Below are 14,360 nucleotides of genomic sequence, written 5' to 3' on the forward strand. Positions count from 1 at the left end.
AAACTTCTTTTTCATAACGAAAAATTTCATAAATTAGAGTGTAATGTATCTCACGATACATTATGCTTTAAAACATAAATCATGGAAAAGGAAATTTGCAAAATCAGTATTGCCAGTAACTGGCTTGGTAATGAATATATCTTTTATGAGAACAGCACCATAAAAAGAGTATATGACCATCACAGTCTTAATTCCAATAAAACGGAATGGATTACCTCCAAAGAAATCAGTAAACAAAGTAAAGACAAACTTATCAGATCCTGTCCTGAGGAATTCAAGGAACAAATCATGCAAATCCTGGATTATCCTTAGCAGAAATAATAATGGGTAATGAGTACTCTAAAAAGGCTCATTACCTATTTTTTTATTTATTTTTCTTCAGAAGCAATACCAGATTGAGAAACAGAAGCAGAAAATCCAGTGCAATCCAGATCCCCAGTTTTGTATTCTCATAATTATAGGCATCTACCTGTTTTTTTGCCGATTCAGACAGTTTCATACTTTGGTTGATGTAATTCTGTACCTCCACAATCTGATCAATATTTTTATTCGGTACGGAATGCTGGGAAAAGTACACAAGGTTTTTCTTTCCGAGATAGCCTATGATCCAGTATTCATCAGACTTATCCATTTTCAGGTATTCTATTCTGTAGTATTCCGGACGTATTTTGCCAATATGCTTAGGCTCAAGAGTTGTATTTTTATCGGTTTTATTTACATTGATCAGATAAAAATCCAATGCCTGAGGAAGCTTATTGATAACCTGCAGCCCTACAGAATTATCCACAAATGCCACAGCACTTTTCTTGATAAACCAATACGTAAAAACAGAAATTGAAAAAACTACTGTTACAATACGGAACAGCTTCGCCCACTTTGCCATACTTCCTGATTTTACCTTAAACAGGACCAGAGAAAGAACAGAAGCCAGAAATATTATAAAAATAATGAGTGTCATATTCTACAAAGATACTTCTTATCTGTATTTTATCTATATCAGAGGTTATTTTTTTAATTTTAAACTACAGTGCAAAAATGTTTTTGAGACTTAGTTTCTTTGATATTTAGAGAGTTTACTGCATAAAAAAAACTATCCAGACACATGAAAGTCTTACAACATGGGTATGGATAGCTATGTTTGGAAAATACATCAATGTAAAATTGAATATCTGATTATGATGTAAATAGTGTGTCAATCTTTATAATCAGCTTATTACTAATCTAAATTCCATTCTTTATAAAACTGGTCGAGGAAATTCAACATATAATTATGTCTTTCTTCGGCCATTTCTTTTCCTTTTTCAGTATTCATCATCTCTTTCAGAAGTAATAATTTTTCGTAGAAATGATTGATGGTTGTGCCATTTGATTTTTTATATTCTTCTTTTGACATTCCCAGTTTGGGTTTCATATCCGGGTGATACATCAGGTTGTTCTTAAAGCCTCCGAAGTTGAACGTTCTGGCAATTCCAATAGCTCCTATTGCATCAATACGGTCGGCATCCTGCACAATTTTAAGCTCAACAGGTGGATTTATCGGTGCCTGATCCCTGTTTTTAAATGAAATATTTTCAATCACAAATAAAACCTTCAGGATTGTTTCTTCGGGAACATTCTGCTCTTCAAGAAACGCCCTGGATATTTTGGGAGCAATAGTTTCATCACCGTTATGAAATTTAGGATCTGCAATATCATGAAGAAGAGCAGACAGTTCTACCACCTCTTTATCACAATCTTCTGTTTCTGCTATTTGAACAGCCAGTTTCCAGACTCTTTCAATATGGAACCAGTCATGTCCTGCCTCTGCTCCTTCTAATTTTTCTTTTACAAATGCTATTGTGTTTTCAATCGTACTTTTCATTTATCTATCAGTTCATTTAAAATAATATCCCAGAGTTTTCTATTGTAGCTTCTAAAAAAATTGACATGTCCGATTTCTTTTTTATCAGATTCTGAAACAGCGATCAGTCTGTACGTTGGTTGAAGATTAGGATAGGTATTATTTAATAAACTCAATACGCCTCTTTCTGTCAGCCAGATATCATCTTCTGCGCGGATTACAAATACTTTTTGTGTCAAATTTTTAGAAAAGTTATCAATTTTCTCCAACAGTTTGTTGGTTGATTTCTTGTTTAAAATTAAGGTTCTCCAGTCATATGCGCAATTTTTTGGAAGACTTTCTCCCAGTCCAAACCAATGTGCAGGAAAATACCCTAATAATGAAGTGGTTAATGGCTGGGCAATTCCAAACCCCAAATAGGCTTCAATTTTTGTCATCCCTTTAAGATTGCCGACAAAAGCATTTTGTGTTCCAACAAAAAAGAATTCCTCGAATATTTCCGAATCTTCATTCATTCCCAGAATCAAAGCACCTACAGAATGGCCTAAGCAATACTTTTTGTGATCTTTAAAGTTTGTTTTGATATATTGGGTTAAAGCTTTATAATCCTTTGAACCCCACAATCTCATTGAACCATGAAATCCCCTCATATCTTTCGGCTTGGAAAGTCCTATTCCTCTGTAATCATAAGTAATCACTGTAAATCCCTGTTCAGAAAAATAACTGGCAAAAGAAAAGTACACCTGTTGTTTTACTCCTGTTGCCGAATTGATCAGCAACAGTTTTCCATTACTTTCTTCCGGTTTAAAGAGATGGACAACCAGAGAGATATGATCTTCTGTGGTAAGTATTAGCTTTTCCATAGTATAAAAAGAAAAAATCCACTATAAAAGTGGACATTTTACTTATATTTTTATGTTAAGTTTCAGACTTTTGATATGTCGTAAATAGTTTTAAGAAAAGAAATCTGACATTCTTGGCAGCCCTGTCTGAGAACCTTTACCGCCGGAAACTCTTGATGAAACTTCATTTCCAAACTTTACACATTCTTCGATAGAGTTTCCATGACAAAGTGCGATAGCAAATCCTGAAGTAAATGCATCACCCATTCCCATTTTATAAACTTTCTCATCTTTGTCGTTTCTGTAATATTTCATCTCAGTACCATCAAAATAAATAGTTGAGTTGGTATCATCTCTTACAAAAACTTTATTGAAATATTTCTTAAGAACCTCTTCCCTTTTTTCTTCTCCGAAAATGGTATATAATTCGTTGCTCTTAGCTACAATAAAATCAACCTTTTCTAAAATTTCTTCACTGACTCTCATTGCGGGAGAAGCATATAAACCTACTTTTTTCCCATATTTCTTGGCTTTTTTAACGGCATGCTCTACCACCTCCATAGAGACCTCAAGCTGTACCAGTACAAGATCTGCCGTATTAAAATACTTTTCAGCTTCGTCTATATGTGATGTGCTAAGATATTTATTGGCTGCCGGCACTACAACAATAGCTGCATTACCGTGAGAAGTCGTCACATAGGCTGTTCCTGTAGCATCTTTATCTGTTTCATGTACAAAACCTACATTCACATTTTCACTTACCAGATTTCTCATAATCTGCTGCCCAAGGGGATCCATTCCCACACATCCTATAAAATACACACTTGCCCCCAGTCTGGCAGTACCTACTGACTGATTGGCTCCTTTACCCCCAAAATAGCTATCTGACTTAACGGCTAAAACCGTTTCGTTGGGTGAAGGAAGTTTTTCGGTTTCAAGAACCAAATCTATGGATGAGCTGCCCACAACAATAATTCGGGGTTGTTCTGATGAGAAATTCATTGTGTTTTGTATTAGCTTTAAAATTTATAACTGACAAAATCGTGTTCCAAAAGTAACTAATTTTAAGTTAACTTATTTCTATAAATTCAGTAATTATTTTCACTGGTAATTGATTTTGATCATATGCTATATAACTGGCATAAAATCCTTCACCATATCCGGTTTCAAAAGCAAATATAGTTCCGGGATGTTCTTTTGCAGGTTTTAGGAACGCATATTGGTCAATAGCTCCATTTTCATCAAAGAAATACTCATGGAAAAATTCTTCATAGATTCCCATAAAATCTCCGCCTTTGTTTTGATATAATCTCTGTTCAAGCTCGTTGAGGCTATTTTGAGTATCAACATCCATAAAACATCCCATCCCACTTTCTACAGGATATCCAAAAATTTCTTCTTTTGCCAGATCTTTTATATTCTGCCCTGCTGTGGTTGCCAGCTTCCATTCTTTAATTTCAGAATTATTGAATATAATTTCGGCATAAGCCACACAGTTGCTGTCTCTTTCTTTATGTACTATCACAGAAAAATCTCCCTTCGGAAATTCTGTGGTGAAAGGCAGCATATCATTGGTGATTAATGGATCGCAGGTAACCAGCTTTCCACTGGAAAGATAAATCTTTCCTGCTTCAAAACTTTCTAACAATGGATTTTCTACAAAATCCTTCGAGAATAGTTTTTTTATGTTTTCTATATGTGTCATTTTATTTATTCTTTATTTTCAGTGTCAGGCTGAGCGGAGTCGAAGCCTTCAGGATTTTTATCTTTAAAATTATCCGCGTGGCTGTCATTCCGGCAAATAGATAGTTCTTTCAGTTTATCCCAATTATCATTTATAATTGCTTCCTTTTTTTTACGACTCCAGCCCTTCACTTGTTTTTCAAATACTATTGCCTGAATAATATCATTAAACAGATAAAAGAAGACCAGCTCAACCGGTCTTCTTTTATAAGTATAACTTTCAGGAAATTTTCCTGATTGATGCTGAGAAAATCTCAATTCAATATCATTGGTAACTCCTGTATAATAGGAATTATCGGAACATTTTAAAATATATACAAAATATTGTTTCATCTTTCAAAAAGGCTTCGACTCCGCTCAGCCTGACATTCCGACAAATTAACCTATTATTAGGCAATTTTTACAAACTTTTCAGTTTCTCTTCAAGGATCGCAATTTTATCCTGAGCATCTTTCTGCTTCTTACGTTCCACTTCTACAACTTCTGGTTTAGCATTGGCAACAAACTTTTCATTGGAAAGTTTCTTATCTACTGAAATTAAGAATCCTTTTAAATATTTCAATTCCTCTTCAGTTTTTACTTTTTCTTCTCCTAAATCCAAGTTTTCACTTAAAGGAATAGAAACTTCAGTTGCTCCTACCAGGAAGGTAAAGCTTGGCTTATCTGTTTTCTGCCCAAAATGGATCTCAGAAATATTAGCCAATTTTCTTACTACGGCTTCATTCGCAAATTCAGAAGCATTGGTATATACCTCAACAGTTTCTCTTGGCGAAATTCCTTTTGTCTGGCGGTAATTTCTAACTCCAGAAATCAATTCAGCTGTGATTTCAAAGTTTTTAATAACCTCTTCACTAAAGTTATCAGCATTCTTCTGCTGGGCAATAACAAGCGCTTCATCAATACTTCTTTCAGAAATCAACTGCCAGATTTCTTCAGACTGGAATGGCATGAACGGATGAAGCAGCTTCATCAATTCTTCAAAGAAATAGATGGTTTTATTATATACTTCTTTAGAAATTCCCTCTCCATAGTTAGGCTTGATTGCTTCAAGATACCAACCACAAAAATCATCCCAAATTAATTTATAGATCAAATGCAGCGCATCAGAAATTCTGAATTTCTCAAACTGATCATTAATTTCAACGATTGTTTTGTTCAGTTTATTTTCAAACCATTCAATAGCCTGGTGATCTGTAGCAATTGCAGGTTTATCTTCATGATTCCACATATTGATCAAACGGAATGCGCTCCAGATTTTCGTCATGAAGTTTCTTCCCTGAAGCATTAGATCTTCATCAAAAAGAAGGTCATTTCCAGCTGCAGAACTCAATAGAATTCCTACACGTACACCATCAGCACCATATTTTTCCATTAATTCAATAGGATCCGGAGAGTTTCCTAAAGATTTGGACATTTTTCTTCTTTGTTTATCCCTTACAATTCCCGTAAAGTAAACATTCTTGAACGGCACTTCTTTTTTGTATTCCAGCCCGGACATGATCATTCTTGCCACCCAGAAGAAAATAATATCAGGGGCAGTTACCAGGTCAGAAGTAGGATAATAATATTTGATATCTTTATTTTCTGGATCTAAAAGTCCTTCAAATACAGACATTGGCCATAACCAGGCAGAGAACCATGTATCTAATGTATCCTGATCCTGTCTTAGATTCTCCAGAGTAAGTTCCGGATTTCCGGATTTCTGTTTTGCTAATTCTAACGCTTCTTCAGCGGTTTCAGCTACTACAAAATCTTCATCTCCTGTTCCGTAGTAAAAAGCAGGAATCTGCTGTCCCCACCATAGCTGACGGGAAATATTCCAGTCACGGATGTTTTCCATCCAGTGTTTGTAGGTATTTTTAAATTTCTCTGGATAGAATTTCACATCATCATCCATTACCACGTCTAAAGCAGGCTTAGCAAGATCAGACATCTTAAGGAACCACTGTACAGAAATTTTAGGTTCAATTACCGCACCTGTTCTTTCCGAAGTTCCTACTTTATTTACATAGTCTTCAGCTTTCAGCAAAAGATCTTTTTCTTCCAGTTCTTTTGCAATCTGCTTTCTTACATCGAATCTGTTTTTCCCTGCATAATGTAATCCATGCTCATTAAGATTTCCGTCATCATCCAAAGCATCAATCATTTTCAGCTGATGTCTCTGTCCGATTTCGTAGTCATTCACATCATGTGCCGGCGTAATTTTCAGGGCTCCAGTTCCGAATTCAATATCAACATATTCGTCTTCAATGATTGGAACTACTCTGTTTACAATCGGTACAATTACATTTTTACCTTTTAAGTGAGCATATCTTTCATCATTAGGATTGATACACACTGCAGTATCCCCAAAAATAGTTTCAGGGCGTGTAGTAGCAACTGAAAGGAACTCTTCTGAGCCTTCAATTTTATATTTAAGGAAATATAGTTTTCCGTTCTGCTCTTTGAATATTACTTCTTCATCAGAAATATTAGTCTTGGCTTCAGGATCCCAGTTGACCATTCTGTATCCTCTGTAGATCTTTCCTTTATTATACAGATCTACGAAACTTATGATGACCTGTTTTGAAAGATTATCTTCCATTGTAAAACGGGTTCTGTCCCAATCACAAGAACATCCCAGTTTTTTCAGCTGCTCAAGGATGGTACCTCCATATTTATGAGTCCAGTCCCAGGCATGTTTTAGAAATTCTTCACGGGTAAGATCTGACTTATTGATTCCTTCAGACTTCAATTTAGCAACAACTTTAGCTTCGGTAGCAATTGAAGCGTGATCTGTTCCCGGAATCCAACAAGCATTAAACCCGCGCATTCTTGCACGACGGACCAGAACATCTTGAATTGTATTGTTCAGCATATGTCCCATGTGTAATATCCCCGTTACGTTTGGCGGAGGAATAACCACGGTATATGGTGGTTTGTCATTAGGTTCTGAGTGGAAATATTTATTTTCCAACCAGTAATTGTACCATTTCTGTTCTGTTTCCTGTGGATTGTACTTTTCTGAAATCTGCATAAATTCTATTTCTTTGGCTTGCAATTTGCAAAAATAGTCTAAAGAAAAAAATTTTTAAGCATGAATTAAAATAATTTTTAACTTTGTTTCACAAAATTTATCTAACAAACGTATTAACATTCAAGAATATGAAAAAACTAATTGCAGGAATTGCATTATTCGGGACATTTGCAATTGCATCTGCACAAACAATTACATTTGATAAAACAACTTTTGATTACGGTACTATTAAGCCCAATGCTGATGGTACGAGATTCTTTACTGTAACGAATTCAGGTGATAAGCCTTTGATTCTTTCAAACGTAAAGCCTTCTTGTGGATGTACAACTCCTGAGTTCAGCCAAGATCCTATCATGCCGGGTAAATCCGCTAAGATCAAAGTTGGATACAACACTGCTATTCCTGGAGGTTTCAACAAAATGATTGAGGTTTTCTCTAATGACCCTGTAAACAGTAGAAGTGTAATCTACATTAAAGGTAATGTAGACGCTAATGCTCCTGTTGCTGAGGCAAAAGTATTGACTCCTGCTGAGCAGAAAGAAGCTGCTAAAGCTGAGAAAAAAGCTGCTAAACTAGCTAAAAAGGCTGCTGCGAAGTAATCTCTACTCAAAAAAAATAAAGAAACCGTCTCCATAGAGGCGGTTTTTTTATTACATTTATGTTTGTTAAGGCAGCAGATGACAGGTAATGGGTGGGAGGAAGTGACATTTGCTGAAATCTTTGGGCCTATTCCTTCTTAAAATGGCTGGGCTAAAGCCCACCCCCTATTGAATTATAACAACAACATCTTTTAATCTTTTAAATATATGGACACCAATTTCTCAGATGACTTTAAGGTAAATGGAAAGTTTTCAATAAAAAAAACTTCAACATCTTATAAAGGAAAACTCACCAAAGAAGATGGAGAACAAATGCTGATTCAGGAGAAAGAAAAGCTTCGTGAACTGCAGGAAAGATTATATGCTGACGGAAGCCAGTCTCTCCTGGTTGTATTACAGGCTATGGATGCAGCGGGAAAAGACAGTATGATAGAACATGTTTTCGGAGGGGTGAATCCTCAGGGATGCAATGTGACCAGTTTTAAAACACCAAGTTCTAAAGAGTATTCCCATGATTTTTTATGGAGGCATTATCTCGCATTGCCACAGAAAGGAATGATTGGGATTTTCAACCGGTCCCATTATGAGAGTGTCCTGGTCTGTAAAGTACATCCTGAATATAATTTAAGTGAAAAAACATGGTCTTCAGTAAAAGATTTCGACAATAAATTCTGGGAAAACAGATATGAAAGTATCAGAAATTTTGAAAAGCACCTTTCACAGAACGGAACAACGGTTGTAAAGATCTTTTTACATGTTTCTAAGGATGAGCAGAAAAAAAGGCTTCTGGACAGAATCAATGAACAGGAAAAAAACTGGAAATTCTCTGCAGCAGATCTTCCGGAAAGAGCATTATTCGATCAATATATGGAAGCTTATGAAACAGCAATCAATGAAACATCAAAAGATCATGCTCCTTGGTATGTACTTCCTGCCGACAACAAATGGTTTGCAAGAGTGGCTGCTATCCAGATTATTATTGATACTCTTGAAAAAATGAATCTCAAATATCCTACCCTTTCTGATAAAGACAAAGAAGACCTAGAGCGGGCCAAAACACAATTAATGGGAGAATAATCAGTCATGGCTTATTTCAAAACCGATCTGTGATGAATATAATTAAAGACCTTTGAATGTAATTTTTCAAAGGTTTTTTTCCATGTGAATTGTCCGGTATTTTTTATCTTATTCCCATTTTCAGGTAATAGGAATGGTATAATTTCCTTTGGAATGCGCCAGAAAACTTCGGGTGGATTTTGCCTGAAAATATTGATGTACAGTTTTAATGTTTCCAGATACCAGTCCTGATGCTTATGATAATCATTAATTCCACCTACATTTGGGAAATGATGCAGCTCTCTTTCCAGGATCTTCGGACAGAATTCTTTCCAGTATTCAGTGGTATAGAGCAAATGCATATGCCATACTTTATCTACTACGATTGAAGGGGAGGCTCCGTTTTTTGAGATACAGCATAAATAAACAAACTTTTTATATTCTTCAATGGCAAGCAGACAGAATCTTCTCGTCCACCCTTCAGTCTGAGCTAATTTTCTGGAAAATGGAATGATGACGTGAGCCTGATCAATCTGATACGATGAAATCCTTTCCCACAAAGGATTCTGGTCATAATCTAACTGTGTGCTATCAAGTAAAACGGAAGTAAATTCGGGTTTCATGATGTCAAAATTTTAATGGTAATGCTAGTTATTAATATAAACTCAATCAACCTCCGCATCCACATGATGGAGGGCTATTATAGGTATAAATTTCTTTTTTGTAATGACATTGAAGTAATTTTGCAAAATCATCTCTGTTCATATCCGTATAAACATCTGTATCCCCTAAATTTAATTGAAAATCTTTTTCAGGATACAAATCTACTGTCACCGAAATAACGGCATCAATAATCTGAATTTCAGAAATTTCGTTCCAAATCAATTGCTGCTTTTTCTTATGGTTAAAAATTCCTGTTTTGGTGATGGATAATATTTCAACAGCTTTTTCTTCCGGCGTTCTCTGTTCCCTAATGCATCCGATTAAGATTTTTACTGAACCATAAAATAAGGCTGATATCAATACAAGTACAATAACCGAGATTAAAAATTTAAAAAAACTATTACTTGTCAGCAAAAGATAGATTATTGCACAAAGAGCAGCCAATAGAGCAAGTGATATGAGCGTAAAGAAAATAATCGCCACATATCCTGGTTTTCTTTGTCTGGATTTATATAAAGTGATTTCTGTTTTCATTTTGTATGTTAATATATTAAAATTAACAGCCACAACCACAGGATGATGGAGTAATATAGGTATAAATTTCTTTTTTATAATGATATTCCAATAGCTTTTCAAAATCTTCCTGCTTCATTTGCTTCTGAAGATCTGTCTTGAAAAGGTTAAGTTTAAAATCTTTTCCAGAATCAAAATCTACAGTTACAGCCAATATAGAATCTATAATCTGTATTTCTGAAATATTTCCCCATTCGGATTTTTTGTTTTCCGGATAATAAGTTATTCCTTCTTTTGAGATGGTTAAAGCAGGATAAATAACCGGACGTTTTCTTTGTTTTCTAATCAGATAAAGGAAATGTTTTACGATCAAATAATTTAAAAACATCAACCCGATCCATACCGTATTATTAAAAATCTTTATCAGTATAACATTGGTAACATCACTGAAAAAATAAACCAGACATTGATCTATCACCCAAAATAATCCGTATACAAAGGCAATGTAGAGTAGAATAAGAATATATCCGGGTTTTTCTTCAGGAACTGAATGTAATGTGATTTCTGTTCTCATTTTAATTTGTTTATACAAATGTGTGGTAACAGAAAAATATAAAAGTTTTCTATTCGTCTTATTTAGTTTCATATAAGTCTTATATTAGACTTATACAAAACAATACCCTTTTTCACATATAACTATGAAAACAGATTTGATTTTAAGAATAAAATTTGAGGAAGATTATATTGTAAAAAACGAGAAAATCTATAAGCCGGATTTTGTACTTCCGAAGAAGTGCCTGTTATTTATCTACGTATTACATTGCTGCAACACTTGAGCTGATTACCCCTCGGTTTTCAGGACGAGCCGCCCCTATTTCCATTACTGAAAAGAACCGATATACTTACCATTGCACCGCAAAGAGTTTACCTGGTTTCACTACAGCCGAACTGTACTTGCTTTCTGTTGCACTTGTCCTACCCTCACGGGTGACGGATGTTATCCGCTTTGCTGCTCTATGGTGTCCGGACTTTCCTACCTCCCGTAAAACGGGAAATCAACAAGCCGATTTTCTCGCGGATGCAAAGATACATAAATTTCGCAAAGAAAGTGGATAAAGCTAAGGCAGCAGAGAAATCTCAGCTGTTAATTCTCTTTGTTTCACATTTCTATGATTTTACATTATAATTTTCACCAATTACCACTTTATTATTATCTTCGTGCCATTATATATCTATGGATTCCAGAGAAAAAGAATTTGCGAAGCTTATTAAGGATAATCAGGGTCTGATTATCAAGGTATCGCGCCTGTATACCAATTCTCTGGAAGATGAGGAGGATCTTTTCCAGGAAATTGTTTTACAGCTCTGGAGAAGCTATGATTCCTTTAAAGGGAATTCCAAGATTTCCACATGGATGTATCGTGTAGCGCTCAATACGGCCATTACCCTCTTTAGAAAAAAAAGCAAAAGTCTTCCTACGAATGAGCTGGACATCAACCACAAGGATTTTGTGGAAGATGACGATGAAAAACAGCAGCAGGTATCACTTTTGTATACTGTAATCAAGACTCTTCCTAATGTAGAAAGAGCCATTGTCATGATGTATCTTGACGATCTGCCTTACAAGGATATTGCAGAAAACCTCGGTATCACTGAAGTCAATGCACGCGTGAAAATGAACAGATTAAAGAAAACCCTTAAAGAACAGATGGAAAAATATGCCTGAATTTGATCTAGATAGTTTAAAAAAAACATGGCAGGAACAACCTGTTCAGCCTAAATATGACGACAAGGAGATTCTCCAGATGTTGAATAGAAAATCACGTAATTACATAAAGTATATTTTCTGGATCAGCGTTGTAGAATTTTTGTTCTTTTCCGTATTAGGTCTGTTTTATCTTTTCCCGGAAGAAGAATCAGACAGCTTCCGCAAAATGCTGGAAAGATTAGGCGCTCAGGAAGCTCCGGAAGTAGAAAACAACTTCGGCCATGCTTATTTAGCTATAAAAGTTTTAAGTTTATTGATCACAGCATATTTTGTATTGAAGTTCTACCAGAATTACAGAAGAATCAAGATTGAGGAAAATCTGAAGGGTCTTATCACCAGAATTATTAAGTTCAAAACCACAGTGAATGCTTTTATTCTGATCAGCATTGTATTATTGTTGATATTCACGTTTGTATTGACTGCATTCATATTTTACACTTTAAATTCTCAGAATATACAGCCTAGCGGCTCAAATCTTACCATCATTATAGTAGGAATTGTTGTCAGTACCTTATTAGGCATATCTATGATCTGGCTTTATTACAGACTGGTATATGGTACAATTATTAAAAAACTTGATAAAAATTTAAAGCAGCTTAAAGAAATAGATTCTCAGGAAAGTTAATATACATAGGCATATTTCGGGATATAATTATTAATTTTAGCCCACCAAATCTTAAACTATGCCCTTATCTTATGTATATGGAACTTCTGAGGTTTCATTATTAGGACAGACCATCGGAGCCAATCTTAAAAGTACTGTCGAAAAACATCCCCATCAGGAAGCATTAGTCTGTGTTCATCAGAATTACAGAGCTACTTACCAGGAATTTTACAATCAGACAACCGCTGTTGCAAAAGCTTTACTGCTTTTGGGAGCAAAAGCCGGTGACAGAATCGGAATCTGGTCTTCTAACCGTTATGAATGGGTTCTTTTGCAGTATGCCACTGCGAGAATAGGAACTATTTTAGTTAATATCAATCCGGCCTACAGGACTCATGAACTCACCTATGTCCTTAATCAGTCTGAAGTTCGTTTCATTTTTTCTTCCTTAAGTTATAAAAGCAGCAACTACAAAGAAATGGTTGAGTATGCCAAAGAAGTATGCCCCACCCTTGAACATGAAATATTCTTTGATGAAACCTGGGAAGCTTTTGTCAATAAGGGTCAGGATATTTCAGATGAAGTTCTTCACAGTTTTGAAGAACATGTACAATTTGATGACCCTGTTAATATTCAATATACTTCCGGAACTACAGGTTTCCCGAAAGGCGTCACGCTTTCTCATCATAATATTCTCAACAACGGTTATTTTATCGGAATCAGATTAAAATATACTGAGAAAGACCGGGTCTGTATTCCTGTTCCCTTCTATCATTGCTTCGGTATGGTTATCGGAAATATATGCTGCACAGCCCATGGAGCCTGCATGGTAATTCCAAACGACAGTTTTGATCCGGAAATTACTTTAAAAGCCGTTTCTGACGAAAAATGTACTTCTTTGTATGGTGTTCCTACCATGTTTATTGCTGAACTGGCAGTAAAAGATTTTAATAAGTATGATTTTTCAAGCTTAAGAACTGGTGTCATGGCAGGATCAGTATGCCCTCCCGAGATTATGAAAAAGGTAGAAAGTTTGATGAATATTAAAGAAATGAGCATCTGCTACGGAATGACGGAAACTTCGCCTGTATCTACCCAGACTTTAATAGGAACACCGCTGGAGAAGCAGGTAAGTACTGTGGGAACTGTTCAGGATCACCTTGAAATAAAAATTGTGGATGAAAATGGCAGAACCCTGAAACGTGGAGAACATGGCGAACTTTGTACAAGAGGCTATTCTGTCATGCTGAAATACTGGAATGACCCTGAAAACACTAAAAAAGTACTGGACGATGCCCGCTGGATGCATACCGGAGATATGGCAGTAATGGATAAAGACGGATATATTACCATTTCAGGAAGAATAAAAGACCTCATCATCCGTGGCGGAGAAAATATTTCACCTAAAGAAATTGAAGACTTTTTATATACTTACACCAACATCCTTGATGTTCAAATCATTGGTGTTCCAAGTGAAAGGTTTGGGGAAGAAGTGATGGCCTGGGTAAAAGTGAGAAAAGGTTTTACCATCACCGCTGAAGAACTGCAGGAATACTGCAAAGGAAAAATTGCCCACTATAAAGTACCGAAATACTGGAAGTTTGTAGATGAGTTCCCCATGACTATTTCCGGAAAAATAAGAAAAGTAGAAATGCGGGAGATTTCTATGAAAGAGTTAGAATTAGGCAGTTTTAAAGATTGAGCATGTCTCAATTT

16 protein-coding genes and 1 other RNA gene are annotated in these 14,360 nt (G+C 35.6%); 6 read left to right on the forward strand and 11 right to left on the reverse strand.

The genetic code is table 11. The features are described from left to right. Positions 1 to 81 precede the first annotated feature (81 nt). Positions 82 to 312, forward strand: a complete 231-nt coding sequence (locus ACTJIP_RS04100) for a hypothetical protein (protein ID WP_077419211.1) — start codon at positions 82 to 84, stop codon at positions 310 to 312. 52 nt (positions 313 to 364) lie between these two features. On the opposite strand, the gene ACTJIP_RS04105 is transcribed toward ACTJIP_RS04100, so the two are convergent. The 7 genes from ACTJIP_RS04105 to ACTJIP_RS04135 all read right to left on the reverse strand — a co-directional run bounded on the left by ACTJIP_RS04105 (position 365) and on the right by ACTJIP_RS04135 (position 7,441). Beyond that, a complete protein-coding gene (locus tag ACTJIP_RS04105; RefSeq protein WP_077419210.1) occupies positions 365 to 958 on the reverse strand; it encodes a hypothetical protein in 594 nt (197 codons plus the stop codon). A gap of 258 nt (positions 959 to 1,216) precedes the next feature. Continuing rightward, entirely contained in the window at positions 1,217 to 1,861 is a 645-nt protein-coding gene (locus ACTJIP_RS04110) for an HD domain-containing protein (protein WP_077419209.1), read from the reverse strand. Beyond that, on the reverse strand, positions 1,858 to 2,703 hold the full coding sequence (locus tag ACTJIP_RS04115) for an alpha/beta hydrolase family protein (RefSeq protein WP_077419208.1): 846 nt from the start codon (positions 2,701 to 2,703) through the stop codon (positions 1,858 to 1,860). Before ACTJIP_RS04115 ends, ACTJIP_RS04110 begins: the two co-directional genes overlap by 4 nt. A gap of 90 nt (positions 2,704 to 2,793) precedes the next feature. Next, the gene (locus ACTJIP_RS04120; protein ID WP_219073169.1) at positions 2,794 to 3,684 is read right to left on the reverse strand and encodes a ribokinase; all 891 of its coding nucleotides are present in this window, start codon (positions 3,682 to 3,684) and stop codon (positions 2,794 to 2,796) included. A 67-nt stretch (positions 3,685 to 3,751) separates the two neighbouring features. Further along, positions 3,752 to 4,387 (reverse strand): DUF4241 domain-containing protein, encoded by a 636-nt coding sequence (locus ACTJIP_RS04125; protein ID WP_077419206.1) that lies wholly within the window; start codon positions 4,385 to 4,387, stop codon positions 3,752 to 3,754. A gap of 5 nt (positions 4,388 to 4,392) precedes the next feature. Continuing rightward, positions 4,393 to 4,758, reverse strand: coding sequence for a GIY-YIG nuclease family protein (locus ACTJIP_RS04130; RefSeq protein WP_077419205.1), 366 nt, complete (start codon positions 4,756 to 4,758; stop codon positions 4,393 to 4,395). A 67-nt stretch (positions 4,759 to 4,825) separates the two neighbouring features. Further along, complete coding sequence (locus ACTJIP_RS04135; RefSeq protein ID WP_077419204.1) at positions 4,826 to 7,441, reverse strand: valine--tRNA ligase; 2,616 nt, start codon at positions 7,439 to 7,441, stop codon at positions 4,826 to 4,828. Between the two features lie 128 nt (positions 7,442 to 7,569). On the opposite strand from ACTJIP_RS04135, the gene ACTJIP_RS04140 reads away from it, so the two are divergent. Together ACTJIP_RS04140 and ACTJIP_RS04145 are read left to right on the forward strand one after the other, a co-directional pair. Next, complete coding sequence (locus ACTJIP_RS04140; protein ID WP_077419203.1) at positions 7,570 to 8,040, forward strand: DUF1573 domain-containing protein; 471 nt, start codon at positions 7,570 to 7,572, stop codon at positions 8,038 to 8,040. Between the two features lie 207 nt (positions 8,041 to 8,247). Beyond that, positions 8,248 to 9,117 (forward strand): polyphosphate kinase 2 family protein, encoded by an 870-nt coding sequence (locus ACTJIP_RS04145; RefSeq protein ID WP_077419202.1) that lies wholly within the window; start codon positions 8,248 to 8,250, stop codon positions 9,115 to 9,117. A gap of 11 nt (positions 9,118 to 9,128) precedes the next feature. Here ACTJIP_RS04145 and ACTJIP_RS04150 read toward each other — a convergent pair whose 3' ends face one another. From ACTJIP_RS04150 to rnpB, 4 genes are all read right to left on the reverse strand, one after another. Beyond that, positions 9,129 to 9,719, reverse strand: a complete 591-nt coding sequence (locus ACTJIP_RS04150; RefSeq protein ID WP_077419201.1) for a glycine-rich domain-containing protein — start codon at positions 9,717 to 9,719, stop codon at positions 9,129 to 9,131. Between the two features lie 46 nt (positions 9,720 to 9,765). Beyond that, entirely contained in the window at positions 9,766 to 10,293 is a 528-nt protein-coding gene (locus ACTJIP_RS04155) for a hypothetical protein (protein ID WP_440704150.1), read from the reverse strand. 22 nt (positions 10,294 to 10,315) lie between these two features. After that, on the reverse strand, positions 10,316 to 10,846 hold the full coding sequence (locus ACTJIP_RS04160) for a hypothetical protein (protein ID WP_077419199.1): 531 nt from the start codon (positions 10,844 to 10,846) through the stop codon (positions 10,316 to 10,318). Positions 10,847 to 11,022: 176 nt separating this feature from the next. Beyond that, positions 11,023 to 11,347: RNase P RNA component class A (gene rnpB, locus ACTJIP_RS04165), an RNA gene on the reverse strand. A gap of 159 nt (positions 11,348 to 11,506) precedes the next feature. On the opposite strand from rnpB, the gene ACTJIP_RS04170 reads away from it, so the two are divergent. Genes ACTJIP_RS04170 through ACTJIP_RS04180 form a run of 3 tightly spaced genes read left to right on the forward strand, consistent with a single transcriptional unit; the run spans position 11,507 to position 14,346 of the window. Further along, positions 11,507 to 11,998 carry an RNA polymerase sigma factor gene (locus ACTJIP_RS04170; RefSeq protein WP_047386784.1) on the forward strand — a complete coding sequence of 164 codons (492 nt, stop codon included), beginning with the start codon at positions 11,507 to 11,509 and terminating at the stop codon, positions 11,996 to 11,998. Further along, positions 11,991 to 12,665, forward strand: a complete 675-nt coding sequence (locus tag ACTJIP_RS04175) for a beta-carotene 15,15'-monooxygenase (protein WP_077419198.1) — start codon at positions 11,991 to 11,993, stop codon at positions 12,663 to 12,665. The genes ACTJIP_RS04170 and ACTJIP_RS04175 overlap by 8 nt, the downstream gene beginning before the upstream one ends. A gap of 58 nt (positions 12,666 to 12,723) precedes the next feature. Beyond that, the gene (locus tag ACTJIP_RS04180; RefSeq protein WP_180564459.1) at positions 12,724 to 14,346 is read left to right on the forward strand and encodes an AMP-binding protein; all 1,623 of its coding nucleotides are present in this window, start codon (positions 12,724 to 12,726) and stop codon (positions 14,344 to 14,346) included. The last annotated feature ends 14 nt before the right edge of the window (positions 14,347 to 14,360 follow it).

The organism is Chryseobacterium sp. 22543 (genome assembly GCF_052044565.1).
Taxonomy (GTDB): domain Bacteria; phylum Bacteroidota; class Bacteroidia; order Flavobacteriales; family Weeksellaceae; genus Chryseobacterium.

Excerpts from the sequence above, each read along its gene's own strand:
- ACTJIP_RS04115 (WP_077419208.1), bottom strand. The coding sequence starts at position 2,703 with ATGGAAAAGCTAATACTTACCACAGAAGATCATATCTCTCTGGTTGTC.
- ACTJIP_RS04180 (WP_180564459.1), top strand. The coding sequence starts at position 12,724 with ATGCCCTTATCTTATGTATATGGAACTTCTGAGGTTTCATTATTAGGA.
- ACTJIP_RS04140 (WP_077419203.1), top strand. The coding sequence starts at position 7,570 with ATGAAAAAACTAATTGCAGGAATTGCATTATTCGGGACATTTGCAATT.
- ACTJIP_RS04105 (WP_077419210.1), bottom strand. The coding sequence starts at position 958 with ATGACACTCATTATTTTTATAATATTTCTGGCTTCTGTTCTTTCTCTG.
- ACTJIP_RS04155 (WP_440704150.1), bottom strand. The coding sequence starts at position 10,293 with ATGAAAACAGAAATCACTTTATATAAATCCAGACAAAGAAAACCAGGA.
- ACTJIP_RS04135 (WP_077419204.1), bottom strand. The coding sequence starts at position 7,441 with ATGCAGATTTCAGAAAAGTACAATCCACAGGAAACAGAACAGAAATGG.
- ACTJIP_RS04150 (WP_077419201.1), bottom strand. The coding sequence starts at position 9,719 with ATGAAACCCGAATTTACTTCCGTTTTACTTGATAGCACACAGTTAGAT.
- ACTJIP_RS04170 (WP_047386784.1), top strand. The coding sequence starts at position 11,507 with ATGGATTCCAGAGAAAAAGAATTTGCGAAGCTTATTAAGGATAATCAG.
- ACTJIP_RS04130 (WP_077419205.1), bottom strand. The coding sequence starts at position 4,758 with ATGAAACAATATTTTGTATATATTTTAAAATGTTCCGATAATTCCTAT.
- ACTJIP_RS04100 (WP_077419211.1), top strand. The coding sequence starts at position 82 with ATGGAAAAGGAAATTTGCAAAATCAGTATTGCCAGTAACTGGCTTGGT.
- ACTJIP_RS04120 (WP_219073169.1), bottom strand. The coding sequence starts at position 3,684 with ATGAATTTCTCATCAGAACAACCCCGAATTATTGTTGTGGGCAGCTCA.
- ACTJIP_RS04125 (WP_077419206.1), bottom strand. The coding sequence starts at position 4,387 with ATGACACATATAGAAAACATAAAAAAACTATTCTCGAAGGATTTTGTA.
- ACTJIP_RS04110 (WP_077419209.1), bottom strand. The coding sequence starts at position 1,861 with ATGAAAAGTACGATTGAAAACACAATAGCATTTGTAAAAGAAAAATTA.
- ACTJIP_RS04175 (WP_077419198.1), top strand. The coding sequence starts at position 11,991 with ATGCCTGAATTTGATCTAGATAGTTTAAAAAAAACATGGCAGGAACAA.
- ACTJIP_RS04160 (WP_077419199.1), bottom strand. The coding sequence starts at position 10,846 with ATGAGAACAGAAATCACATTACATTCAGTTCCTGAAGAAAAACCCGGA.
- ACTJIP_RS04145 (WP_077419202.1), top strand. The coding sequence starts at position 8,248 with ATGGACACCAATTTCTCAGATGACTTTAAGGTAAATGGAAAGTTTTCA.